Genomic DNA, 22060 nt, shown 5'->3' on the forward strand with positions numbered 1-22060 from the left:
TTCGTTAGCACGGGTGTGGCCCGCGCAGCCAGGACGGTTGTCCGAAATGTTGCCTGAAACCGGCGCCCTGCCCGTCAGGGTAAGGCGCCAGCCGATCAGACGTCGTGGTTGTCGGTGTACGGCAGCAGCGACAGGAAGCGGGCGCGCTTGATAGCGGTCGCCAGCTGACGCTGGTAGCGGGCCTTCGTGCCGGTGATGCGGCTCGGGACGATCTTGCCGTTCTCAGTGATGTACTGGCGGAGGGTGTTGAGATCCTTGTAATCGATCTCTTTCACGCCTTCAGCGGTGAAACGGCAGAACTTACGGCGGCGGAAGAACTTGGACATGGCTATATTCCCCGATTAGTCGTCGCTGTCGCGGTCGCTGTCGCTGTCGCGAGCGCCACGGTCGTCGTTGTCGTCGTCACGGCGACGCGAACCCTTCTGCTCATCCTTTTCCTTGCTCTTCAGGATGAACGACGGCTCGGCGTCGGCTTCGTCACGACGGATCACCAGGTGACGCAGGACGGCATCGTTGAAACGGAAACCCGTCTCGAGCTCGTTCAGGGCGCTCTGGGAAACCTCGATGTTCAGCATCACGTAGTGAGCCTTGGCGAGGTTTTCGATCGGGTACGCCAGCTGGCGGCGGCCCCAGTCTTCGAGACGGTGGATCTTGCCGTTGTCGCCTTCGATCAGCGCCTTGTAACGCTCGATCATGGCCGGCACCTGTTCGCTCTGGTCCGGGTGGACCAGGAACACGACTTCATAATGACGCATGGTGGCTCCTTGTGGATGCACCCCTTGCGGGGATGGCAGCCTCCCGGGCGTACCGGTGAGGCAAGAAACCCCTCCGGACGGAGAGGTAGCCGCGCATTTTAAGGAGAAAGAGGGAGTTAGGTCAAGACACGGTGAACGACTCGCCGCATCCGCATTCCCCGGTGGCATTGGGGTTATGGAACACGAACGAGGCATTCAGGCCCTGGCGCTGGAAGTCGATGACCGTGCCATCGACCAGCAGCAGGCTCTTCGGGTCGACGACGACGCGGATCCCGTCGATATCGAGCACCTGGTCGTCCGGGCCCACGGCGCCGGCGAGGTCCACGACATAGCCGAAGCCAGAGCAGCCCATGCGCTTGACGGCAAAGCGGACGCCCGCCGCATCAGGGGCCTTCGCGAGAAAGGCGCGCATGCGGTCGGAGGCGGCGGGAGTGATCTGGATGCTCATAAAAACGTTTTCTGGCCGTGGTATACCCATGAACGGTGCCGTTCACGCGACCCTTACATTATCATGCAGGGTCGCGTTCCTACGCGCCCGATATGCGGCGCCCTTTCTGGAGTTTCAATCGATGACGGTGGTAAGCGTCAAGCAGGCCCTCGCCGGCGGCACGGCCGCGGCGGATCAGGAAGTCACGGTACGTGGCTGGGTGCGCACCCTGCGCGAGTCCAAGGGCGGCCTTTCCTTCGTTAACGTAAGCGACGGCTCGTGCTTCGCTCCCATCCAGGTCGTGGCCACCGCCGATCTCACCAACTACGAGACGGAAGTAAAGCACCTCTCGGCCGGCGCGGGCGTCATCGCCACCGGCAAGCTGGTGCCCTCGCAGGGCAAGGGCCAGGCCTTCGAGATACAGGCCTCGAAGATCGAGGTCACCGGTTTCGTCGAGAACCCGCTCACCTACCCGATCCAGCCCAAGCAGCACTCCATGGAGTTCCTGCGCGAAGTGGCGCACCTGCGCCCGCGCACCAACCTGTTCGGCGCCGTCACCCGCGTACGCCACACCATGATGATGGCGATCCACCGCATCCTCACGGAACAGGGCTTCTTCTGGATCAACACCCCGATCATCACCACCTCGGACGCCGAAGGCGCCGGTGACATGTTCCGCCTGTCCACGCTGGACCTGGCCAACCTGCCCCGCGACGACAAGGGCGGCATCGACTGGAAGAAGGATTTCTTCGGCCGCGAAGCCTTCCTCACCGTGTCCGGCCAGCTCAACGTCGAAGGCTATGCCATGGCGATGAGCAAGGTGTACACCTTCGGGCCCACCTTCCGCGCCGAAAACTCCAACACCACCCGCCACCTGGCGGAGTTCTGGATGGTCGAGCCGGAAGTGGCCTTCGCCACCCTCTCCGACATCGCCGACCTGGCGGAAGTGTTCCTCAAGGGCATCTTCAAGGCCGTGCTGGACGAGCGCGCCGACGACATGGCGTTCTTCGACGAGCGCGTGATGCCGGGGGCCGTGAAGCGCCTCGAAGACTTCATCGCAAAACCCTTCGAGCGCATTGATTACACGGACGCGATCACCATCCTCCAGAAGTCCGGCAAGAAATTCGAGCACCCGGTGGCCTGGGGCGTGGACCTGCAGACCGAGCACGAACGCTTCCTCGCCGAGGAACATGTGGGCCGTCCCGTGGTCGTGATGAACTACCCGGAAGAGATCAAGGCTTTCTACATGCGCCTGAACGACGATGGCAGGACCGTGGCGGCGATGGACGTGCTGGCCCCGGGCATCGGCGAGATCATCGGTGGTGCCCAGCGCGAAGAGCGCCTTGACTACCTGGACCGCCGCATGGACCAGTTCAAGCTGGATAAGGATACCTACAACTGGTATCGCGACCTGCGCCGCTACGGCACCGTGCCGCACGCCGGCTTTGGCCTCGGTTTCGAGCGCCTGCTGGTGTACGTCTGCGGCCTGGGCAACATCCGCGATGCCATCCCCTACCCCCGCGCCGCAGGGAGCGCCGAGTTTTAATCCCACCCCCAGAGACCATGTCCCCGATACTTACCCGCCTGTTTCCTCTTGCCGTCGCCCTGGTCACCCTGGGCGCCTGCAAGACGATCGTGCCGCCGAACTTCCGGCCGCCGGACAATCCCTCGGTTACCGTGGACCTCGCCCGCAAGGCGCTGGACGCCGCCGAGCCCTGCTGCGGCAGCTTCGCCGACCTGTCCTACCAGGACATGCTGCCCTGGCAGCCGAAGCGCTTTGAGCTGACCAAGGACACGCCGGTCGCCAACCTCAACGGCGACCGCAGCTACTTCCTGGCCTTCCGCCTGCCGCAGGGCGCCAGCACGCCCTACACCATCGCCATGAAAGCGGAGTTGAACGGCCGCTGGCTCAGCTCCAGCTACCTGTTCGCGCCCACCGTGGTGATCCTGGACGACGCCTTCCAGCCGCTGCACGCCGAAGACATCCAGCTGTGCGAGTACATCGGCTGGACCAGCGAGACGACGGGGGCATTCGGCAAGTTCAACGTGGAAGACGACCGCGCCCGCTACGTGGTGGTGTACTCCTCGGCCAAGCAGCAGCAGAGCCAGACGTACTGGGAACAGTCGCCCACCACGTTCTCCGCCGAAGCGCCGATCAAGATGAACTCCGCGGGTAACTTCAAGGTGGCGCACGGGCCGGACGGCGTGCTCTTCGTCGGCATCCAGAACGACACCTACCGCAAGGCCCTCAGCAATGCGGTGTGCTCCAAGGCGGCGCCCGGCAACGGTGTGATCAACACCCTGAAGGATGTCGTCAGCACCGACCTGCTCGGCAAGGACGTGCAGAAGAAGGAAAAGGGTAGCTAAGCACCATGGTCACCGCGGTTTACGTCTACCTCCTGCTGCTGCTCGGCGCCGTCGTGTTTTTCGTGCTGCACATCGTGGCGCAGTGGCGCTTCTCCACCCTGCTGAAGAAGCGTTATCCGCAGCACTGGCAGACCATTACCGAGGCCGACACCGGTCGGCCCAATGGCATGGCCAACTGGCTGCGGATCCGCCGGGTGCTCCGCTCGGACGCCCCGGCGCTGTTCAACGATGCCAGCCTCACCCGCTGGCAGCGCTGCTGGCGGTTTGCCCCATGGCTGGCCTGGCCGTGCTGGTTTGCCGCGATGGCGATACAGTGGTGGGCGATGAAACAGGGCTGACCGCCCACCCCCACCAAAGGAGCGCCGCATGGATCTTCGCCTCACCGGACGTCACGCCCTGGTTTGCGGCGCCTCGCAAGGGATTGGACGGGCCACGGCGTTTGAGCTGGCCGAACTGGGCGCCAGCGTCACCCTGCTCTCCCGCTCCGCCGATGCCCTGAAAGCCCTGGCCGCGGAACTGCCCGCGACCCATGCCGGGCAGAAGCACGACTACCTCGCCGTGGACATGCTCGACACCGACGCCCTCGCGGCCGCGGTGGGTGGCGTGGTGAAAGACCACGCCGTGCATATCCTGGTCAACAACAGCGGTGGCCCACCGCCCGGCCCAATCCACGCGGCCGATCCCGAGGCCTTCCTCACCGCCTACCGCCAGCACATCATCAGCGCCCAGGTGCTGGCCCAGGCCTGCCTGCCTGGCATGCGCGCCGGCCACTACGGCCGCATCGTCAATGTCATCTCCACCTCGGTGAAGGAACCCATCCCGAACCTGGGCGTGTCCAACACCGTGCGCGCCGCCATGGCCGGCTGGGCGAAGACCCTTTCCGCCGAAGTGGCCCACGACGGCATTACCGTGAACAACGTGCTGCCGGGCTACACCCGCACGCCGCGCCTGGATGCGCTGGTGGAATCCAGCGTCAAGGCGGGCCGTGGCCGCGACGAAGTGGAGCGCGGCCTGCTGGCCAGCGTCCCGGCGGCACGCTTTGGTGACCCGGCGGAAGTCGGCGCGGTCATCGCGTTCCTGGCCAGCCCGGCCGCCGGCTACATCAACGGCGTGAGCCTGGCGGTGGACGGCGGCCGCACGCGCAGCCTCAACTAAGGGCCACCCATGCTGACGCTGAGCAACCTGATTGATGGCGAGCCACGCGCGCCGCGCGGTGGCCGCTATCTCGATGTGATCGATCCAGCCGTGGGCCAGCCTTACGCGCGCTGCCCGGATTCGGGCGCGGACGACGTCGCCGATGCCGTGGATGCCGCCTCACGCGCCCTGCTCCGCTGGTCCACGTTCACGGCCGACGCGCGCGCCCGCTGCCTGCACCGGCTGGCCGACCTGATCGAAGCGCGGCTGGAAGAGTTTGCCGCGGCGGAATCGCGCGACAGCGGCAAACCGCTGGCCCTGGCGCGCTCGCTCGACATCCCGCGCGCGATCGCCAACCTGCGCTTCTTCGCTGGCGCAGCCACGCAGTTCGCGGGCGAATCGCATGCCATGGAACACGGGGCCATCAATTACACCCTGCGCCTGCCGCTCGGCGTGGTGGGCTGCATCAGTCCGTGGAACCTGCCGCTGTACCTGTTCACGTGGAAGGTGGCCCCGGCCCTCGCCGCAGGGAACGCCGTGGTGGCAAAGCCTTCGGAAATCACCCCGCATACGGCGTGGCTGCTCGGCACGCTGGTCCGCGAGGCGGGCTTCCCGGACGGCATCTTCAACATCGTCCACGGCACCGGGCCCGCGGTGGGCGAGGCCATCGTGACCCATGACGCGGTGAAGGCCATTTCGTTCACCGGCAGCACGCGCACCGGCGTGGCCATCGCCTCGGCCGCCGCGCCGCGGCTGAAGAAAGTCTCGCTGGAGCTCGGCGGCAAGAATCCCGCCATCGTGTTCGACGACTTTGAGTTCAACGACCGCACGATGGCCACCATCGTCCGCTCGGGCTTCGCCAACCAGGGCGAGATCTGCCTGTGCGGCTCGCGCCTGCTCGTGCAGCGAGGCATCTACGAACGCTTCCGCGAGGCCTACCTTGAACGCGTGCGCGCCCTGCGCGTGGGCGACCCCGAGGACGCCTCCAGCGATTTAGGCGCACTGGTGTCGAAGGCGCACTTCGACAAGGTGATGGGCTGCATCGACCGCGCCCGCACCGAAGGCGGCAAGGTGCTCGTCGGCGGCGAGCAGGTACAGGTCGACGGCCGCTGTGCAGCCGGCTGGTTCGTCGCGCCCACCGTCATCGAGGGCCTGCCGTTCGACGCCGCCACCAACCAGGAAGAGATCTTCGGCCCGGTGGTGACGCTTATCCCGTTCGATACCGAGGACGAAGCCCTGGCGATCGCCAACGGCACGCCCTACGGCCTGGCCGCCTCGCTGTGGACGCGCGACATCTCGCGCGCCCACCGCATGGCTGCGAAGCTGGATTTCGGCATCGTCTGGATCAACTGCTGGATGCTGCGCGACCTGCGCACGCCGTTCGGCGGCAGCAAGCAATCGGGCGTGGGCCGCGAAGGCGGCGTCGACGCCATGCGTTTCTTCACCGAAGCCAGGAATGTCTGCATTGACCACGGACTCTGACATCGTCCGCACCGACAGCGCACCCGCGCCGGTGGGTGCCTATCCCCATGCGCGTCGCGTGGGCAACCTGCTGTTCCTGTCGGGCGTCGGCCCGCGCACGCCGGGTACGAACAGCGTGCCGGGCAACGTGATGGGGCCGGATGGCGCGCTCGTCGCCTACGACATCGAGGCGCAGTGCCGGCAGGTTTTCGCCAACGTGCGCGCCGTGCTTGAAGCCAGCGGCGCGCACTGGGAAGACCTGGTGGACGTCACCGTCTTCCTCACCGACATGGCCCGCGATTTTGCCACGTACAACCGGCTTTACGCCGAAGCCTTCGCTGGCGTGGACGCCTGCCGGACGACGGTCGGCATCACCGCGCTGCCCACGCCGATCGCCATTGAACTCAAGTGCACCGCGCAGCTTTCATGAGCGCGCGGTGAGGCAGGCGTTGAGCATGTCGCTGATCAGCACCTGCACGCGCGCGGCGTGCTTGGGCAGGTACTCGAAGCTGTCTTCGTCCATGTAGGTAATCTGCGACAGCTCGAGCTGGATGGCGTCGATGCCGTCTTCCGGGCGGCCGTAGTTCCGCGTGATGTAACCGCCCTTGAAGCGGCCGTTCACCGCGAACGAGTAGTCGCTCTGCGATGCCAGGATGGCAGCCACCTTCGCCTGCAACTCGGTGGAACAGCTGACGCCGTCCGCGGTGCCCAGGTTGAAATCCGGCAGCTTGCCCTCGAAGAGCATGGGCACGTGGCTGCGGATGGAATGGCCGTCCCACAGCACCGCATGGCCGTGCTGCGCCTTCAGCCGCGCCAGCTCTTCCGCCAGGGCGCGGTGGTAGGGCTTCCACCAGTGCTTTACCCGGTCGAGCACTTCCGCGCCGTCCGGCTCCGCGCCGCCACGGTAGATGTCGTGGCCGTCGAACATGATGGTCGGGACCAGCCCGGTTTCCTTCTTGCCCGGGTACAGCGCGTGGCCGTCCGAGGGGCGGTTCAGGTCGACGACGTAGCGCGAGACCACGGGCCGGATGATGCTGGCGCCCATGCCCTTGGCAAAGTCGTAGAGCTCGCCCACGTGCCAGTCCGTATCGGGCGAGCGGCGTGCCGGCCGCTTCATGCGTGCGGCGATCTCATCGGGGATGACGCTGCCGTTGTGCGGCAGGCTGATCAGGAGCGGCGCGGTGCCGCGATGCAGGCTATACGGGGTCATGGGGGAAGTGTAACGCTCAACCGGGGACGCGATCGCCCATGGTCACCATTTCCTCGGCGGAGGTCGGGTGGATGGCCATGGTGTCGTCGAAATGACCCTTCGTGGCGCCCATCTTGATGGCCACCGCGAAGCCCTGCAGGATCTCGTCCACGCCCGGCCCCAGCATCTGCATGCCGACGATCCGCGAATCCTCGCCCACGCAGATCAGTTTGAAACGCACGAACATGGGCCGGTGCGCCAGCGCCAGCTGCATGGGCACGAAGGTCTGCTTGTACAGGTGCACGTCGTCGCCATAGGCATCGCGCGCCTCCCGTTCGCTCATGCCGATGGTCCCGAGCGGCGGGTGCGAGAACACCACGCTGGGGATGTTGTGGTAGTCCATCTTCGCGCCGGGCTTCTTTCCAAACAGGCGATCGGCCAGCTTGCGGCCCGCATTGACCGCCACCGGCGTCAGCGCCAGGCGCTGTGTCACGTCGCCCACCGCATACACGCCCGGCACGCCGGTTTCCTGGTAATCGTCGACCTCGATCTGCCCCTCGGCATTGGTGCCCAGGCCGATGGAATCCAGGCCGAGCGACGCCGTGTTGCCGTGCCGGCCCACCGCCCAGATCAGGATGTCGTAGGGACCGGGCGTCAGGCCCTTGTCGCAATCCAGGCGGATCAGATCGCCTTCCTTGTGCGCGGCTTCGATCTGGCATGCGTAGTTGATCGTGATGCCGTGCTTCTTCATCTCGTCGCCGAGCTGGTAGGCCATCTCTTCATCGAAGCCACCCATGAGGCGATCGCGCACGTACATGTCCACCTCGCTGCCCAGCGCGCGCAGGACGCCAGCCAGTTCCACGGCCACGTAGCCGCCACCGACGATGGCCGTGCGTTTCGGGCATTCGCGCAGGTCGAAGAAACCATCGGACGACACCCCCAGGTCGAAGCCGGGCTTGTCCAGCCGGTTCGGCGCCGAGCCGGTCGCGATGACCACGTGCGGCGCCGTCAGCACGCGGTCGCCCGCGGCGATGCGGTGCGGCTCGAGGAAGCGAGCCGTCTCGTGGACGAGCGTCACGTTCACCTTGTCCAGCTGCTGCTGGTAGCTGCCGTGGATGCGCTCGATGTACGCATTCCGACGATCGATGAACGCGGGCCAGTTGAGGCTGCCGGGTTTGTCGGTGAAGCCATAGTCGTGGGCGATGTACTGGGCTTCCGCCATCTGCGCCGCGTACCACATGGCCTTCTTCGGCACGCAGCCGTGGTTGACGCAGAGGCCACCAAGGTCGCTGGGTTCGATCAGGACCACGCGCGCGCCGTGCTTCGCCGCGCGGATCGCCGATGCCAGGCCGCCAGAGCCTCCACCGATGACGATCAGGTCGAAGGCTTCATCGGACATGCGCAGCTCCAGCAAGAACAAGGGTGGCGACACCGTAGCAAAGTCGCCACGCCCGTGCGTGTGAATACGTCGCGCGGCTAGAGGGCGAAGCGCGCGGGTGTGTACGGCGCCGCGTCGAGCGTCGGCGCGGGGCCGGCAAGCAGGCTGGCGACAAGTTCGCCCGTCGCCGCCGACATGCTGATGCCGAGCATGCCATGCGCCGTGGCGTACACCAGGTTGGACCAGCGGGCACTGGGCCCGATGATCGGCAGTTCGTCCACGCTCATCGGCCGCCAGCCCCACCACGGCGTGACCTCGCCCTGCCCTTCGGGCTCGTGCAGGTACGCCGCCGCGCCGCGACGCAGCGCCTGCAGGCGCACATCGTTCAGCCCTTCGGCAAAGCCGGAGAATTCCATGGTGCTGCCAAGGCGATAACCGGAGGTCCATGGCGTGACGCAGACGGCGGCCTCGCGCAAGACCAGCGAGTGCGTCGGCGCATTCACCGGCGGCTGCGTCCAGGTGAGCGAATAACCCTTGCCCGGCTGCATCGGCAGGCGGATGTCGAGCAGCTTGCTGACCAGCGGCGACCAGGCGCCGAGCGCCATCACCACGCGTTCGCCGCTGAAGACGCCGCCGGTGGTGCGCACGTGGGTGATGCGCGCGCCGTCGGTCACGAACGAGTCGACGCGCGCGCCGGTTTCGATGGCGCCGCCCAGCTCACGCACGCGGCGCGCCAGCTCGGCCACGTAGCGGTCAGGACGCAGGCGTGCGTCACCGGGATGCAGCAAGCCGCCAACGACGCCTTCGCGCAGCGCCGGCTCGAGCGCCAGCACGTCGTCGCCGAGCAGGACGCGAACCTCCATGCCCAGCCGATGCAGCAGTTCCACATGGGGACGGTCGCGTTGCAGGGTGCGCTCGTCGCGATAGACGTACAGCTCGCCGACGTCCTCGAATTCGCAGTCCAGCTCGTCGCTGGCAACCAGTTCGCCAATCAGTGAGCGGGAACGGGCCAGGATCGCGCCGCGCGCCTCGCCCGCAAGCTGGTAGTCGCGCCAGGTGCAGTGGCGGGCGAAGCCCAGCAGCCAGCGGGCCCGTTCCGGGTCCGGCCGGGGGTTCACGTAAAGCGGGGCGTCCTTGCGCAGCATCGAGCGCAGGGCGGTGCCCACCATGCCCGGCATGGTCAGCGGGCCGGCGTGGCTGGGGGTGATGGTGCCGCAGTTGCCATGCGAGCTACCGCTGCCCGGCGTGTCCTGCTCCAGGACCCGCACGCTGGCGCCCGCTTTCAACAGATAGAGCGCACAGGACAGCCCGATCACGCCCCCGCCCATGATCAGCACGTCACTTCGGGATCGTTCCATCCGGCCATTCTAACCGGGCAAAACGCGGCGGAACGGCTGTCCGGGCGATAAATTCGAGCAGGTTCGAGGTATTCCACGCAACCTATTGATTTGATAACCTCCCTGTGCCGCTCCTGACAGGGGAAACGCCCGATGCACCACACCGCTTCGCCTCATCGCCCGCTTCGTGCCACTGGCATCGTGGCGCTGGCCGCCGTGCTGGCCCTGCTGGCGGCCTGTGGGAGCAGTCCGCGCCGCCCCTCCTCGTCCCAGCGCAATAACCCGGCATCCGCCGTGCCGCTGGCGAAGAACCTCAACTGGTCGACCAAGCCCGCCGCGGCGCCGCCGGCCGATGCGGCCAACGATGTGCTGTTCCGCGCCATCGGCCTGGTCGGCACCCCGTACCGCTGGGGTGGCAATACGCCGGCCGGCGGTTTCGATTGCAGCGGCCTGGTCAACTACATCTACCTGACCTCCACCGGCCTGCGCCTCCCGCGCACCTCCACGGAGATGGCAGCGCTCGATAAGCCGCGGATCAGCGAGTCCGACCTGGCCAGTGGCGACCTCGTGTTCTTCGGCCGTGGCCATGTCAGCCATGTCGGCGTCTATGTCGGCAAAGGCCGCTTCGTCCATGCGCCCAACTCCGGCGGCACCGTTCGCCTGGACGAGCTCGACGGGGCGTACTGGAAGGAAAATTTCGTCTACGGTCGACGCGTCCTAAACTGAATGGATGGCAACATGATCGCGTTCGTCGATGAATTAGATTGCGCGCTATTTAATTGCGTGCTCTACTAGCTCCACGGCCCGGGATGACCCCGGCGCTTCCTCCCCTCTCAGCAGAAAGGAAAGCCCCCATGAGCAACGTGTCGAAAATCGAAAAGGTCCTCTACACCGCCCACGCCGAAGTCGCCGGTGGCCGCGAAGGTCATGGCGAAACCAGCGATGGCCAGGTCAAGGTGGACCTCCGCCTGCCGAAGGAAATGGGCGGCAACGGTGGTGGCACGAACCCGGAACAGCTCTTCGCGATCGGCTACGCCGCCTGCTTTGAAGGCGCGGTGCGCTTCGTCGCCGGCCAGAAGAAGGTCAAGGTCGACGGCGCCTCGGTGAAGAGCTCGGTGGGCATCGGCCCGCGTGAAGGCTCCGGCTTCGCCATCAATGCCAAGCTCGAGGTGTCCCTGCCGGGCGTCGACGACGCGACCGCGCATGACATCGTGAAGACCGCCCACGAGCAGGTCTGCCCGTACTCGCACGCTACCCGCGGCAATATCGATGTCGAGATCACCGTCAACGGCAAGGCTGTTGCGTAAGGTCTGACCGGAGGGGGGCGCCTCGCCGCCCCCCTCTTCCGGCACAGGGAATGTCCGCCGCCGACGTGCACAGTGCGCCATCGCCACCGTACGGGGATGGGGCATGACACCGTTGGGCAAGCAGGCCCGCATCGCCGGGCTTTGGTTTCTGAACGTGATCCTCGCCGCCCCCGTGCGGCTTGTCGTCGTTCCCGACGGGTCGGCCCAGGACGTACTCGACCACCTGTTGCTCTTCCGCATCGGCATCCTCACCGACCTCCTGTCGGGCGTGGCGATGCTGTTCCTGACCTTCGCCCTGCGCCGCCTGCTGATCGGCGTGCATCGCGACATGGCGAATACGCTGGTAATCCTTGGCGGCATCCTTCCCGCCGCCCTGTATGTCGTGAACGTCGGCAACGATGCCGCCGCCATCCTCCTTGCCCGTGGCGCGCCGTTCCTGGATGCCTTTACGGAAGCCCAGCGCTTCGGACTCAGCGAACTCTTCCTGGCCTTGCATGGCCGCATGGTCGTCGCCGCCGAGCTGTTCTGGGGACTCTGGCTGCTGCCGCTGGCGATGCTGGTGTGGCACGCCGGCTTCCTGCCCCGGCTTCTCGGCGCATGGCTGCTTATCAACGGCTTCGCCTACATCGCGCAGTGCGTGGTCGGGTTCGGATGGCCGTCCATCGCACCCACTCTTTCTTCGGTCTGCGCCCCCATCCAGTTCGGCGAGATCGTCTTCGCCTTCTGGCTGCTCGCCTTCGGCGCACGCCCCGGCTTCCGCAGCAAGGAGATCGCGTAATGGCCGCGCTTCAAGACATAAAGGTTCCGGTTCGCCTGCGCCTTGCAGGGCTGTGGACGTCGCTGATGTTCTGCTACGTGTACGGCGACTACTTCGGCCTTTACGGCAAGGGCAAACTGCAGGAGATGATGGATGGCAGCTTCGGTCCGCTCGGGCCGACGACAGCTGGCGTCCTTGTCGGCGTAAGCCTGATGATGGCCGTGCCGGCGTTGATGGTGTTCGGCTCGATGGCCTTGCCGGCGGCGGCCAGCAAATGGGCGAACGTGGTGCTGGGCCTGGCCTATGCGGCGATCATGGTGCTCACGATGCCTGGCGCCCCCACCTTCTATCTCACACTGGGCGTGATTGAAGTGGCGCTAAGCCTGGCCACGGTGGTGACCGCCTGGCGGTGGCCGAAGGTCGGCTGAAAATGCAAGACCACATCGATAAGCCCATAAAAAAGGCCGCGATCACTCGCGGCCTTTTTTGTTTCCACGTCACTGAAGGATCAGTGCGCGCCGTCGCCGTTCGGATGGGCGTGGCCGTGGGAGATCTCTTCTTCCGACGCATCGCGCACCGACTGCACGTCGATGTTGAAGGTCAGGGTCTTGCCGGCCATCGGGTGGTTGGTGTCGATGTCGACCACGCTGGAACCGACCTTCTGCACGACCACGGCCTGGTTGCCGCCTTCCTTCAGGCTGAGCACGGTGGTATCGCCGGCCTTCAGGCCCTTGCCCTGGTTCGGGAAGTACTTCTTCGGCACGCGCTGGGTCGCACCCTCGCGACGCTCGCCGTAACCCTGGTCCGGGGTGATTTCCAGGTCGAACTTGTCACCGGCCGACTTGCCTTCCAGGCCCGCTTCCATGCCCGGGATCAGCTGGCCGTGGCCGAGCAGGATCCACAACGGGTCGCCGCCTTCGAGCGACGATTCGACCTTCTGGCCGTCGACGCTGAGGGTGTAATGGAACGAGATGACCTTGCCCTTGCCAGCCTGCATGATGGTTTCTACCGGATGAAAACGTCACATTTTAGCTGGCGCGGGCCCTGCCGTCACGCCGCCTCGCGGTCCCGCCCAAAGCCCCGGCCCCGGGCCTCGGGCCCCAGCCAGGTGAGGACGGCCAGGAGCACGGCCACCGCGGCGATCCAGGCCGACATGGCGAAGGCAAAATCGCCCCCGCGCTGGTCGGCCAGCCAGGTCTGCGCCGTGGCCGTGATGGCCGCGAGCAGGTTGCCCATCTGGTAGGCAAAGCCCGGCAGGGTGCCGCGGACGGCATCCGGCGAGAGTTCGTTGAGATGGGTGGGCACCACGCCCCAGGCGCCCTGGACCATCACCTGGATGAAGAACGCGCCGATGCCCAGGAAGAGCAGCGAGCCGCCGTACATCCACAGCGGAATCACCGGGATGGCGAGCAGCGCCGCGATGATGATGGCCTTGCGGCGGCCGATCCGCTCCGACAGCGAGCCAAAGGTGAGGCCACCGGCCAGGGCACCGAGGTTCAGCAACGCGGTCAGCATGAAGGCGGTCGCCGAGCCCGCCGGGATCTTCAGCGTCTCCTGCACGAAGGTCGGGTACATGTCCTGCGAGCCGTGGCTGAACATGTTGAACGCGGCCATCAGCAGCATCAGGTAGATGAAGAGCTTCCAGTGCCCGCGCATCGAGGCCAGCAGGCCTTCGCGCGGCTGCGCCTTGCGCTGCTCCCACACCGGCGATTCCGGCACCTTGCGGCGGATGTACAGCACCAGCAGCGCCGGCAGGGCGCCGACGATAAATAGGCCGCGCCAGCCGATGTGATCCACCAGCAGCCAGTTTGCCAGCGCCGCCAGGAAGAAACCGCAGGGGTAGCCGCTTTGCAGCAGCCCGGAGACGAAGCCGCGCGATTTGGCCGGGATGGACTCCATCGCCAGCGATGCGCCAATACCCCACTCGCCGCCCATGGCCACGCCAAACAGGAAACGCAGGCCCAGCAGGATGGCCAGGCTTGGCGCGAATGCGCACGCCACCTCGAGTACCGAGAACAGCACGATGTCGAACATCAGTACCGGCCTGCGCCCGTAGCGGTCGGCGAGCCGGCCGAAGATGAGCGCGCCGATCGGCCGCGCCGCCAGCGTCAGGAACAGGCCATAGGTGACCTCCGTCTTCGGCACGTTGAACTCGTGCGCGACGGCGAGGATCACGAAGGTGAGGAGGAAGTAGTCGAAGGCGTCGAGGGTCCAGCCGAGGAAGCTGGCGATGACCGTGTGCCGCTGGGTGTGATTCAGTTCGCGCAGCGCGGCGGGTAACGGCATCAGAAATTCCTCAAGACAGGTCGCGGCAGAGGCTAGCACAGGGCGAAACCGCAACATGTGGCTCACGAGCCGACGACACCGCGCCGTTACACTGGTTCGTGCCATCACGACAACGGAGGACGCCATGCCGTACCCACGCTTGATCGTTTCACTCGCCCTTGCCGGCACGCTCGCCGCGGGCACCGCGTTTGCCCAGTCTGCGTCGCAGCCCGCCGCCCATCCGGCGGCGCACCCGCAAGTCGAGTCCAGTGGCCAGAGCGCGCACACCTCAACGCCTGGCGCCTCCGGCGAGGCCGCGGGCACGCCTACGGGCGCCCCCGCGTTCTCCGAGCTGGACAAGGCGGGCAAGGGCTACATCCAGCGCAGCGACGTGCCGAAAGACAACGAGGAGCTGAAGCCGCTTCGCGCGCATTTCAACGAAGCGGACCAGGACCACAACGGCCGCGTCGACGCCTCCGAGTACAACGCCTACGTCAGCAAGGGCGCCGCGAAGAGCAGTGACTGATACGCCGGTGGCGGGGCATGCTCGTTGCCCCGCCCCTCCACGGATGGTGACCACCCGATGATTCCCGACCGACACGTGCGGAAACGCATTGCCTCCCGCTTCAGCGGGCGCGGCGACCGCATCTACATCCACGGCAAGCTGGCCACCGATCCGGTGTATGCGGCCTGCGTGCATGCCATCGCAGGCACGCACCTTCCGCTGCTCGACATCGGCTGTGGCCTGGGGCTGCTCGGCCATTACCTGCACGCATGCAACGCGCTGGATGGCTACGTCGGCCTCGACAACGACCCACGCAAGATCGCCATGGCCCGCGAGGCCGCCGAACGCGCCGGCCTGGCCTCGGCGCTGACCTTGCGCGAATCCGACGCCACCGCGCCGCCGGGCGTGCGTGGGCATGTCGCCCTGCTCGACGTGCTGCATTACCTCCCCGAGGACCGCCAGTCCGAGCTGCTCGCCCACGCCGTGGACCACCTGGCCGACGATGGCGTGCTGATCCTGCGCAGCGTCATCCGCGACGGCTCCTGGCGTTTTCGGGCCACGGTGCTTGAGGAGAAGTTCATCAAGGCCATTGGCTGGATCCCGGCCGGCGCCCAGTACTTCCCCACCGAAGGTGACATCCGCCGGGTGCTCGAACCCCGCGGCATCCACGTCCGCTTCCGCCCCCTGTTCGGCCGCACCCCCTATAACAGCTGGCTGATGACCGCCTCGCGCCAGGCCGCGTGAGGCGGTATAACTGCCGCGGCAGGTAACCACCACAGGGGAGAACCACATGAAGTGCACGCGCTTTATCGTTCTGTCCGCCGCCGGCGTGCTGTTTGCCGGTAGCGCGTTTGCCCAGCACACCGGCGCGAGCTGGGCGCCACCGGCCCGCGCCCAGACCAACAGCCCGGAACTGCGCGGCACCGACGCCCCGGCCTTCGTCGATATCGTGAAGAAGCACCCCGGTTACCTCGACCGCAGCGATGTCCCCAAGGACGACAAGACCCTGGCCAGCCTGCGCCTGCACTTCAAGGAGGCCGACGTGAACGGCGACGGCCACGTGGACGAGCAGGAATACCGGGCTTACATGGCCAAAAGCCGCTGATTTGCCCGCGGCGCATGTTGCGCCGCAAAACGTGCTAGAATCGGCGAGTCGTGCCGTCGCTATCGACTCCCTTGCGGAGCTCGGGCGCGGGTCCTGAAGCCAGGACCCCGCCTCTCCCCCACCCCCGAACAGCGCGCACGACACCGGCCAGCCCGTAGCCCTTCTTGGCACGCGCGGCCGCCGAATTCATCGTCCGCAGCGCGGTTCCAGGGAACGCTCGGGCACACAGGAGTCACCCCAAATGTCCTTTGATTCGCTGGGCCTTGCGCCCGCGTTGCTGCGCGCGCTTAAAGAAGCCGGCTACGAGAAGCCGACCCCGATCCAGGCCGCAGCCATCCCCGAAGTCCTCGCCGGCCGCGACCTGATGGCCGCCGCGCAGACGGGTACGGGCAAGACCGCCGCCTTCCTGCTCCCCGTGCTGCACCGCCTGGTGAACACGCCGATGATGGAAGGCCGTCGCCCCGTCCGCGTGCTGATCCTCACCCCGACCCGCGAGCTCGCCGCGCAGGTGCAGGACAACCTCACCGACTACGCCAAGCACGTGCGCGTCAGCAGCACGGTGATCTTCGGCGGCGTCGGCATGGGTAACCAGCTGCACGCCCTGCGTCGCGGCGTCGAAGTCGTGGTCGCCACCCCGGGCCGCCTCATCGACCACATGATGCAGCGCTCGGTCGACCTCTCGAAGGTCGAAGTGCTGGTGCTCGACGAAGCCGACCGCATGCTCGACATGGGCTTCCTGCCGGCACTCAAGCGCATCCTCTCGGCCGTGCCGCAGAAGCGCCAGACGCTGCTGTTCTCGGCCACGTTCGCCCCGGAAATCAAGGCACTTGCCCAGCAGTTCATGCGTGAGCCGCGTGAAGTGTCGACGGCGCCGGCCAACACCGTGGCCAACACCGTGACGCACCGCGTGCACCCGGTGGACGCGGCGAAGAAGCGCGACCTGTTGCTGCACCTGCTCGCCGAAGACAGCCGCCGGCAGACGCTGGTGTTCAGCCGCACCAAGCACGGTGCCGACAAGCTCGTCCGTTACCTGGAAGGCGCCGGCATCCGCGCGGCCGCCATCCACGGCAACAAGAGCCAGAACGCCCGTACGCGCGCGCTGTCGGACTTCAAGACCAACCGCACCACCGTGCTCGTCGCCACCGATATCGCGGCTCGCGGCATCGATATCGACCAGCTGCCGGTCGTGATCAACTTCGACCTGCCGATGGTGGCGGAAGACTACGTGCACCGTATCGGCCGTACCGGCCGCGCGGGCGCCGAAGGCCAGGCCGTGTCGCTGGTGAGCCATGACGAATCCGGCCTGCTGCGCGACATCCGCCGCCTGCTGAAGTCGGACCTCGAGCTGGTGAACGTGGCCGGCTTCGAGCCGACCACCCCGCTGCGCCTGGATGCCGGTGCGCCGCGCCCGAAGCAGCAGCAGCGCTCGGCCGGTGGGCAGGGCGGTGGCGGCCAGCGCCAGGGCCAGGGTGGCCAGCGCTCCGCCGGTGGCGGCCAGGGCCCGCGTTCCGGTGGTGAAGGTCGTTCGCACCGCCCGCACGGCCATTCGGCCGCCGGCACCGGTGAGAACACGGGTAACCACAAGCGCCGCCGCCAGCGTCGCGGCCCGGCCACCAACAAGGCCTGATGGCCTAGCCGGATGGGCAGTGGTGCGCCCATCCGGCACACGGGATCATGCGGGGCCTGGCAGGCTCACTGATGTAGGTACCACCCCGCATGACCCGTTTCCATCGCTACACGTCCCACGTCCTGCGCACCGTTTTCGGTGCGTTTTTCGTTTTCTCCGGCCTCAACCATATCTTTGCGTTCTGGCAGCCGCCCGCGCCGCACACCGCGGCGGGCCGCGCGCTCATCGCCGGCCTGGATGGCAGCGGTTTCATCATGCCGCTGCTCGGCGTGCTGTTCACCTACGCGGGCGTGGCGCTTATCGCCCACCGCATGGCCGCGCTGGCCCTGCTCCTGCTGGCCGCGCCTGTCGTCGTGATCTTCGGTTACCACTTCGTCACGGAAGGCGAGGCCTTTGGCCCGCACGTGCTCGTGCTCGGCATCTATCTCTGGCTGGCGTGGGAAGAGCGCGCCACGTGGGCCACGCTGTTCGCTGCGGACGCCAATAACCCGCCGAAACGCGGCCGCACGCCGTTCAGCCCTGCGATCTGATCTTCGCCGTGAGCACGTGGTCTTCCCACAGGCCGTCGATCTTCAGGTAGCGCTTCGCATACCCTTCTTTCTCGAAGCCCAGTCGTTCGAGAAGGCGGCCACTGCGATCGTTGCGCGGCATGTAGTTCGCCATCACCCGATGGAAGTCCAGCGGTCCAAACGCATAGCGCACGGCGGCGTCCAAGGCTTCGAACATCAGGCCCTGCCCTTCGTGCCGGCGGCCAATGCCGTAACCGAGGTGGCAGGCCTGGAACACGCCACGCACCACGTTGGCGAAGGTGAAGGTCCCCACCACTTCGCTCGCGTCCGGCGTCAGCATCACGAACGGGAAACCGCGATCGGAGCGGGAGGCTTCGAGCCCGGCTTCGATGGTCTGCCGGCAGCCTTCCAGCGTGTAGTGCGTGGTGTTGCGCAGCGGCTCCCACGGGCGCAGGTGGTCGCGGTTATCCAGGCGGTAGCGCAACAGCAGCTCCGCCTCCTCGCTATCCAGGAGGCGGATGAGCAGGCGCGGCGTGCGCATCCGTACCGGTTCACTCATGCGGCAAGGGCTTTCGCGTGGTGGCGGAGGTGGTCTTCGATGAAGGACTGGATGAAGTAATAGCTGTGGTCGTAACCCGGATGCATGCGCAGCTCGAGGGCCTGCCCCGCGTCTTCGCAGGCGGTTTCGAAGCGCTGCGGCTGCAGTTGGTTCACCAGGAAGTTGTCGGCCTCGCCCTGGTCGATGAGGATGCTGCCGTTGAAGCGCGCGCCATCGGCGACGAGCGCCGTGGCATCGTGCTTGCGCCATGCCTTCTTGTCGTCGCCGAGGTAACGCGGAAAGGCCTTCTGGCCCCACGGCACGTTGGTCGGCGCGACGATGGGCGCGAAGGCCGACAGCGAGCGGTAACGGCCCGGGTTGCGCAGCGCCAGCGTCAGCGCACCGTGGCCACCCATCGAGTGGCCGCAGATGCCCTGCCGCCCCATGTCGAATGGGAAGCGTTCCTGTACAAGACGGGGCAGCTCGTCCACGACATAGCTGTACATGCGGAAGCGCTGGTCCCACGGCGCTTCCGTGGCATCGAGGTAGAATCCGGCGCCCTCGCCGAACTCCCAGTCACCCGTGGCGCCGGCGATGCCGGTATCCCGCGGGCTGGTATCGGGCATGACCAGGGCCAGGCCAAGCTCCGAGGCCACGCGCTGGGCCCCGGCCTTGATGGTGAAGGTTTCCGCCGTGCAGGTCAGGCCCGCCAGGTACCAGAGCACCGGTACGGGGCCGTTTTCCGCGGCAGGAGGCAGGTAAACGGCAAATTTCATCGGGCCGCCGCAAGCCTCCGATACGTGGGTATAAAAGCCCTGGGTACCGCCGAAGCAGCGCTGCTCCGATACTGTCTCGATCGCCGACATGCCCGTTATCCCTCTGGAAGCTGACTAAGGAGTGTAACGCCGACGTGACAAACAGCCACGACCCACGACGTAAGCTGCTGATCGCTGCTACAATACTGTTACTGCCCGGCGCCAACTTGCGCCGTCGCGCCCCTCCCCGAGGCTGCCATGACATCCCCCGATACTGATAACGCTCCGGCCCTGCCCGGTTTCAGCGCGCTCGCGCTCGACGAAAAAGTCGTCCGCGCCCTGATCGACGTAGGCTACGAGACCCCTTCGCCCATCCAGGCCGCCACCATCCCGCCGCTGCTCGAAGGCCGCGACGTGATTGGCCAGGCCCAGACCGGCACCGGCAAGACCGCGGCGTTCGCGCTGCCGGTCCTGTCGCGCATCGACGTGCGCCCCGGCAAGCCGCAGGCGCTGGTGCTTGCACCCACCCGTGAGCTGGCCATCCAGGTGGCTGAAGCCTTCCAGAAGTACGCCACGTACCTCCCGGGCTTCCAGGTGCTGCCGATCTACGGCGGCCAGAGCTACGGTCCGCAGCTGCAGGGCCTGAAGCGCGGCGCGCAGATCGTGGTCGGTACCCCCGGCCGCATCATCGACCACCTGGACAAGGGCACGCTCGATCTCTCCGCCCTGAAGTTCGTGGTGCTCGACGAAGCCGACGAAATGCTGCGCATGGGCTTCATCGACGACGTCGAGAAGCTGCTGCAGGCCACGCCGGAAGGCCGCCAGGTCGCGCTGTTCTCGGCCACCATGCCGGCGCCGATCCGCCGCATCGCCCAGACGTACCTGAAAGACCCGGTCGAGATCACGATCAAGAACAAGACCACCACCGCGGCGAACATCCGCCAGCGTTACTGGTGGGTCAGCGGCGTGCACAAGCTCGATGCCCTCACCCGCATCCTCGAAGCCGAAAGCTTCGATGCGATGATCGTGTTCGCGCGCACCAAGTCGGCCACCGAAGAACTGGCCAGCAAGCTGCAGGCACGTGGCTTCGCCGCCGCCGCCATCAACGGCGACATGGCGCAGGCCCAGCGTGAGCGCGTGATCGAGCAGCTGAAGAACGGCAAGCTCGACATCCTGATCGCCACCGACGTGGCCGCCCGCGGCCTCGACGTGGAGCGCATCAGCCACGTGCTGAACTACGACATCCCGCACGACACCGAGTCGTACGTGCACCGCATCGGCCGCACCGGCCGCGCGGGCCGCAACGGCGAGGCGATCCTGTTCGTCACCCCGCGCGAGAAGAACCTGCTCCGCCAGATCGAGCGCGCGACGCGCCAGCCGATCGAGCAGATGCAGCTGCCGACCATCGAGGCGGTGAACGACACGCGCGTGAACAAGTTCAACCAGCGCATCACCGATACGCTGGCCTCCGGCGACCTGGGCCTGTTCCAGCAGCTGGTGGAGAAGTTCGAGCAGGAGCAGAACGTGCCGGCGATCGAGATTGCCGCTGCACTGGCCAAGATCGCCCAGGGCGACCAGCCGCTGCTGCTTGAGCCGCCGGCCAAGCGTGAGTACACCGAGCGTCCGCCGCGTGAGTTCGATCGCGAGCGCCCGCAGCGCGACTTCGACCGCGACCGCGGCCCGCGCGAGGGTGGCGATTTCAACGATCGTCGCCCGGTACGCGAGGGCATGCGCCAGCCGCGTCCGCACGCGACGGAAGCGGGCAAGCGCACCTATCGCATCGAAGTGGGCCACGAGCACGGCGTGAAGCCGGGCAACATCGTGGGCGCCATTGCGAACGAGGGTGGCGTGGAAGCCAAGTTCATCGGCCGGGTGAGCATCCGTGACGACTACAGCCTGATCGACCTGCCGGACGGCATGCCGGCTGAGACCTTCGTGCACCTGAAGAAGGTGTGGGTGGCCCAGCAGCAGCTGAAGATCAGCGAGTGGGATGGCACGGAGAAGCCGCAGAGCGGTTCGGGCCCCGGCCCGGGTGCGTCGCGTCCGCGCGGTAACTTCCGCCCGCAGGGTGGTCGTCCGGGTGGTTCGGGTGGCCCCGGTGGCGGCAAGCCGCCGCGCCGCAAGCGCGAGTTCTGATCGACGAAAAACCCGGCCATCGCGCCGGGTTTTTTTTGCGGTTCATTCGCTGAAGCGAATGCATGTCTTGTGCGGCTGACGCCGCCTCGCTCTGGCGACGGAGCCGTGGGAGAGCCCTCGGTGCCCACCCTCGCTGCTCAGACAACGCTCTGCGTTCGAAAAGGAGAGCCGCTACGCGGCTGGTTTATCTATTGGCCTACGGCCGCGAACCGGTGGCTGGGCGGGGGTTTTCGACACGTCATTCCCTGTCGTGGCGAAAACGGCGGGCCATCCATGGCCCACCCCCTGCGGGCCTGATCCTTCCAGCCCCCTCGCGACACTAAACTCGCCTCGAGGGTGGGCACCGAGGGCTCTCTTCAGCACTGAGGGGCCGTGAAGGAAAGCCACCACCAGAGCTCGGGCCCTGTGGCGTTTGTGCGAAAGATGTCGCACCCTGAAGGGCGTAAACGCACAAGGTGCGCCCCTACAGTGCTGCGGTGGCTTGTGCGGCAATCCGCTGGATGGGTGG

General features: G+C 66.7%; 26 protein-coding genes. 16 read left to right on the forward strand and 10 right to left on the reverse strand.

Going from position 1 to position 22060, the window contains the following annotated elements; translation table 11 throughout:
• Window positions 1–95: 95 nt before the first annotated feature.
• From rpsR to FIV34_RS14480, 3 genes are all read right to left on the reverse strand, one after another.
• Window positions 96–326, reverse strand: coding sequence for a 30S ribosomal protein S18 (gene rpsR / locus FIV34_RS14470; RefSeq protein ID WP_045830959.1), 231 nt, complete (start codon window positions 324–326; stop codon window positions 96–98).
• 15 nt (window positions 327–341) lie between these two features.
• Window positions 342–755 carry a 30S ribosomal protein S6 gene (gene rpsF, locus FIV34_RS14475; RefSeq protein WP_139983918.1) on the reverse strand — a complete coding sequence of 138 codons (414 nt, stop codon included), beginning with the start codon at window positions 753–755 and terminating at the stop codon, window positions 342–344.
• A 121-nt stretch (window positions 756–876) separates the two neighbouring features.
• Window positions 877–1203 carry a HesB/IscA family protein gene (locus FIV34_RS14480; protein WP_139983920.1) on the reverse strand — a complete coding sequence of 109 codons (327 nt, stop codon included), beginning with the start codon at window positions 1201–1203 and terminating at the stop codon, window positions 877–879.
• 121 nt (window positions 1204–1324) lie between these two features.
• Here FIV34_RS14480 and asnS point away from each other — a divergent pair, with 121 nt between their 5' ends.
• Genes asnS through FIV34_RS14510 form a run of 6 tightly spaced genes read left to right on the forward strand, consistent with a single transcriptional unit; the run spans window position 1325 to window position 6574 of the window.
• The gene (gene asnS, locus FIV34_RS14485; RefSeq protein ID WP_139983922.1) at window positions 1325–2728 is read left to right on the forward strand and encodes an asparagine--tRNA ligase; all 1404 of its coding nucleotides are present in this window, start codon (window positions 1325–1327) and stop codon (window positions 2726–2728) included.
• A gap of 17 nt (window positions 2729–2745) precedes the next feature.
• Window positions 2746–3549 (forward strand): MalM family protein, encoded by an 804-nt coding sequence (locus FIV34_RS14490; RefSeq protein ID WP_139983924.1) that lies wholly within the window; start codon window positions 2746–2748, stop codon window positions 3547–3549.
• A 5-nt stretch (window positions 3550–3554) separates the two neighbouring features.
• Window positions 3555–3887 (forward strand): hypothetical protein, encoded by a 333-nt coding sequence (locus FIV34_RS14495; RefSeq protein WP_139983926.1) that lies wholly within the window; start codon window positions 3555–3557, stop codon window positions 3885–3887.
• Window positions 3888–3915: 28 nt separating this feature from the next.
• Complete coding sequence (locus tag FIV34_RS14500; protein WP_139983928.1) at window positions 3916–4704, forward strand: SDR family oxidoreductase; 789 nt, start codon at window positions 3916–3918, stop codon at window positions 4702–4704.
• 9 nt (window positions 4705–4713) lie between these two features.
• Window positions 4714–6165: an aldehyde dehydrogenase gene (locus tag FIV34_RS14505; protein WP_139983930.1), complete on the forward strand. Its 1452-nt coding sequence runs from the start codon at window positions 4714–4716 to the stop codon at window positions 6163–6165.
• Window positions 6149–6574, forward strand: coding sequence for a RidA family protein (locus FIV34_RS14510; protein WP_246058630.1), 426 nt, complete (start codon window positions 6149–6151; stop codon window positions 6572–6574). The genes FIV34_RS14505 and FIV34_RS14510 overlap by 17 nt, the downstream gene beginning before the upstream one ends.
• Here FIV34_RS14510 and hutG read toward each other — a convergent pair.
• The 3 genes from hutG to FIV34_RS14525 form a co-directional block, all read right to left on the reverse strand.
• Entirely contained in the window at window positions 6569–7354 is a 786-nt protein-coding gene (gene hutG, locus FIV34_RS14515; protein WP_139983934.1) for an N-formylglutamate deformylase, read from the reverse strand. The two genes, FIV34_RS14510 and hutG, sit on opposite strands and share 6 nt — an antisense overlap.
• Window positions 7355–7370: 16 nt before the next feature.
• Window positions 7371–8732: a glutathione-disulfide reductase gene (gene gorA / locus FIV34_RS14520; protein ID WP_139983936.1), complete on the reverse strand. Its 1362-nt coding sequence runs from the start codon at window positions 8730–8732 to the stop codon at window positions 7371–7373.
• 77 nt (window positions 8733–8809) lie between these two features.
• A complete protein-coding gene (locus FIV34_RS14525) occupies window positions 8810–10069 on the reverse strand; it encodes an NAD(P)/FAD-dependent oxidoreductase (RefSeq protein WP_139983938.1) in 1260 nt (419 codons plus the stop codon).
• Between the two features lie 132 nt (window positions 10070–10201).
• Between FIV34_RS14525 and FIV34_RS14530 the strand changes: the two genes are divergently transcribed.
• The 4 genes from FIV34_RS14530 to FIV34_RS14545 all read left to right on the forward strand — a co-directional run bounded on the left by FIV34_RS14530 (window position 10202) and on the right by FIV34_RS14545 (window position 12540).
• A complete protein-coding gene (locus FIV34_RS14530; RefSeq protein ID WP_139983940.1) occupies window positions 10202–10774 on the forward strand; it encodes a C40 family peptidase in 573 nt (190 codons plus the stop codon).
• A 128-nt stretch (window positions 10775–10902) separates the two neighbouring features.
• Complete coding sequence (locus FIV34_RS14535) at window positions 10903–11355, forward strand: organic hydroperoxide resistance protein (RefSeq protein ID WP_139983942.1); 453 nt, start codon at window positions 10903–10905, stop codon at window positions 11353–11355.
• 103 nt (window positions 11356–11458) lie between these two features.
• Window positions 11459–12133, forward strand: coding sequence for a DUF4386 domain-containing protein (locus tag FIV34_RS14540; protein ID WP_139983944.1), 675 nt, complete (start codon window positions 11459–11461; stop codon window positions 12131–12133).
• Window positions 12133–12540 (forward strand): DUF6326 family protein, encoded by a 408-nt coding sequence (locus FIV34_RS14545; RefSeq protein ID WP_139983946.1) that lies wholly within the window; start codon window positions 12133–12135, stop codon window positions 12538–12540. Before FIV34_RS14540 ends, FIV34_RS14545 begins: the two co-directional genes overlap by 1 nt.
• 80 nt (window positions 12541–12620) lie before the next feature.
• On the opposite strand, the gene FIV34_RS14550 is transcribed toward FIV34_RS14545, so the two are convergent.
• Complete coding sequence (locus FIV34_RS14550; RefSeq protein WP_139983948.1) at window positions 12621–13109, reverse strand: FKBP-type peptidyl-prolyl cis-trans isomerase; 489 nt, start codon at window positions 13107–13109, stop codon at window positions 12621–12623.
• A 53-nt stretch (window positions 13110–13162) separates the two neighbouring features.
• Window positions 13163–14398, reverse strand: a complete 1236-nt coding sequence (locus FIV34_RS14555; RefSeq protein ID WP_139983950.1) for an MFS transporter — start codon at window positions 14396–14398, stop codon at window positions 13163–13165.
• A 124-nt stretch (window positions 14399–14522) separates the two neighbouring features.
• Between FIV34_RS14555 and FIV34_RS14560 the strand changes: the two genes are divergently transcribed.
• The 5 genes from FIV34_RS14560 (at window position 14523) to FIV34_RS14580 (ending at window position 18144) form a co-directional block, all read left to right on the forward strand.
• Window positions 14523–14903 carry an EF-hand domain-containing protein gene (locus FIV34_RS14560; protein ID WP_139983952.1) on the forward strand — a complete coding sequence of 127 codons (381 nt, stop codon included), beginning with the start codon at window positions 14523–14525 and terminating at the stop codon, window positions 14901–14903.
• 57 nt (window positions 14904–14960) lie between these two features.
• Entirely contained in the window at window positions 14961–15626 is a 666-nt protein-coding gene (locus FIV34_RS14565; RefSeq protein WP_139983954.1) for a methyltransferase, read from the forward strand.
• A gap of 46 nt (window positions 15627–15672) precedes the next feature.
• Entirely contained in the window at window positions 15673–15987 is a 315-nt protein-coding gene (locus FIV34_RS14570; RefSeq protein WP_139983956.1) for an EF-hand domain-containing protein, read from the forward strand.
• 241 nt (window positions 15988–16228) lie between these two features.
• Window positions 16229–17614 (forward strand): DEAD/DEAH box helicase, encoded by a 1386-nt coding sequence (locus FIV34_RS14575; RefSeq protein WP_139983958.1) that lies wholly within the window; start codon window positions 16229–16231, stop codon window positions 17612–17614.
• An 89-nt stretch (window positions 17615–17703) separates the two neighbouring features.
• Window positions 17704–18144, forward strand: a complete 441-nt coding sequence (locus FIV34_RS14580) for a hypothetical protein (RefSeq protein WP_139983960.1) — start codon at window positions 17704–17706, stop codon at window positions 18142–18144.
• On the opposite strand, the gene rimJ is transcribed toward FIV34_RS14580, so the two are convergent.
• Window positions 18128–18682 carry a ribosomal protein S5-alanine N-acetyltransferase gene (gene rimJ, locus FIV34_RS14585; RefSeq protein WP_139983962.1) on the reverse strand — a complete coding sequence of 185 codons (555 nt, stop codon included), beginning with the start codon at window positions 18680–18682 and terminating at the stop codon, window positions 18128–18130. The two genes, FIV34_RS14580 and rimJ, sit on opposite strands and share 17 nt — an antisense overlap.
• The gene (fghA, locus tag FIV34_RS14590) at window positions 18679–19527 is read right to left on the reverse strand and encodes an S-formylglutathione hydrolase (RefSeq protein WP_139983964.1); all 849 of its coding nucleotides are present in this window, start codon (window positions 19525–19527) and stop codon (window positions 18679–18681) included. The genes rimJ and fghA overlap by 4 nt, the downstream gene beginning before the upstream one ends.
• A 147-nt stretch (window positions 19528–19674) precedes the next feature.
• On the opposite strand from fghA, the gene FIV34_RS14595 reads away from it, so the two are divergent.
• Entirely contained in the window at window positions 19675–21552 is a 1878-nt protein-coding gene (locus tag FIV34_RS14595; RefSeq protein WP_139983966.1) for a DEAD/DEAH box helicase, read from the forward strand.
• The last annotated feature ends 508 nt before the right edge of the window (window positions 21553–22060 follow it).

This window comes from Luteibacter pinisoli (genome assembly GCF_006385595.1).
Taxonomy (GTDB): Bacteria; Pseudomonadota; Gammaproteobacteria; order Xanthomonadales; family Rhodanobacteraceae; genus Luteibacter; species Luteibacter pinisoli.

Excerpts from the sequence above, each read along its gene's own strand:
- rpsF (WP_139983918.1), bottom strand. The coding sequence starts at position 755 with ATGCGTCATTATGAAGTCGTGTTCCTGGTCCACCCGGACCAGAGCGAA.
- FIV34_RS14530 (WP_139983940.1), top strand. The coding sequence starts at position 10,202 with ATGCACCACACCGCTTCGCCTCATCGCCCGCTTCGTGCCACTGGCATC.
- FIV34_RS14565 (WP_139983954.1), top strand. The coding sequence starts at position 14,961 with ATGATTCCCGACCGACACGTGCGGAAACGCATTGCCTCCCGCTTCAGC.
- FIV34_RS14560 (WP_139983952.1), top strand. The coding sequence starts at position 14,523 with ATGCCGTACCCACGCTTGATCGTTTCACTCGCCCTTGCCGGCACGCTC.
- fghA (WP_139983964.1), bottom strand. The coding sequence starts at position 19,527 with ATGTCGGCGATCGAGACAGTATCGGAGCAGCGCTGCTTCGGCGGTACC.
- FIV34_RS14505 (WP_139983930.1), top strand. The coding sequence starts at position 4,714 with ATGCTGACGCTGAGCAACCTGATTGATGGCGAGCCACGCGCGCCGCGC.
- gorA (WP_139983936.1), bottom strand. The coding sequence starts at position 8,732 with ATGTCCGATGAAGCCTTCGACCTGATCGTCATCGGTGGAGGCTCTGGC.
- rpsR (WP_045830959.1), bottom strand. The coding sequence starts at position 326 with ATGTCCAAGTTCTTCCGCCGCCGTAAGTTCTGCCGTTTCACCGCTGAA.
- rimJ (WP_139983962.1), bottom strand. The coding sequence starts at position 18,682 with ATGAGTGAACCGGTACGGATGCGCACGCCGCGCCTGCTCATCCGCCTC.
- FIV34_RS14595 (WP_139983966.1), top strand. The coding sequence starts at position 19,675 with ATGACATCCCCCGATACTGATAACGCTCCGGCCCTGCCCGGTTTCAGC.
- asnS (WP_139983922.1), top strand. The coding sequence starts at position 1,325 with ATGACGGTGGTAAGCGTCAAGCAGGCCCTCGCCGGCGGCACGGCCGCG.
- FIV34_RS14545 (WP_139983946.1), top strand. The coding sequence starts at position 12,133 with ATGGCCGCGCTTCAAGACATAAAGGTTCCGGTTCGCCTGCGCCTTGCA.
- FIV34_RS14490 (WP_139983924.1), top strand. The coding sequence starts at position 2,746 with ATGTCCCCGATACTTACCCGCCTGTTTCCTCTTGCCGTCGCCCTGGTC.
- FIV34_RS14500 (WP_139983928.1), top strand. The coding sequence starts at position 3,916 with ATGGATCTTCGCCTCACCGGACGTCACGCCCTGGTTTGCGGCGCCTCG.
- FIV34_RS14555 (WP_139983950.1), bottom strand. The coding sequence starts at position 14,398 with ATGCCGTTACCCGCCGCGCTGCGCGAACTGAATCACACCCAGCGGCAC.
- hutG (WP_139983934.1), bottom strand. The coding sequence starts at position 7,354 with ATGACCCCGTATAGCCTGCATCGCGGCACCGCGCCGCTCCTGATCAGC.
- FIV34_RS14480 (WP_139983920.1), bottom strand. The coding sequence starts at position 1,203 with ATGAGCATCCAGATCACTCCCGCCGCCTCCGACCGCATGCGCGCCTTT.
- FIV34_RS14575 (WP_139983958.1), top strand. The coding sequence starts at position 16,229 with ATGTCCTTTGATTCGCTGGGCCTTGCGCCCGCGTTGCTGCGCGCGCTT.
- FIV34_RS14550 (WP_139983948.1), bottom strand. The coding sequence starts at position 13,109 with ATGCAGGCTGGCAAGGGCAAGGTCATCTCGTTCCATTACACCCTCAGC.
- FIV34_RS14495 (WP_139983926.1), top strand. The coding sequence starts at position 3,555 with ATGGTCACCGCGGTTTACGTCTACCTCCTGCTGCTGCTCGGCGCCGTC.
- FIV34_RS14580 (WP_139983960.1), top strand. The coding sequence starts at position 17,704 with ATGACCCGTTTCCATCGCTACACGTCCCACGTCCTGCGCACCGTTTTC.
- FIV34_RS14535 (WP_139983942.1), top strand. The coding sequence starts at position 10,903 with ATGAGCAACGTGTCGAAAATCGAAAAGGTCCTCTACACCGCCCACGCC.
- FIV34_RS14540 (WP_139983944.1), top strand. The coding sequence starts at position 11,459 with ATGACACCGTTGGGCAAGCAGGCCCGCATCGCCGGGCTTTGGTTTCTG.
- FIV34_RS14525 (WP_139983938.1), bottom strand. The coding sequence starts at position 10,069 with ATGGAACGATCCCGAAGTGACGTGCTGATCATGGGCGGGGGCGTGATC.
- FIV34_RS14570 (WP_139983956.1), top strand. The coding sequence starts at position 15,673 with ATGAAGTGCACGCGCTTTATCGTTCTGTCCGCCGCCGGCGTGCTGTTT.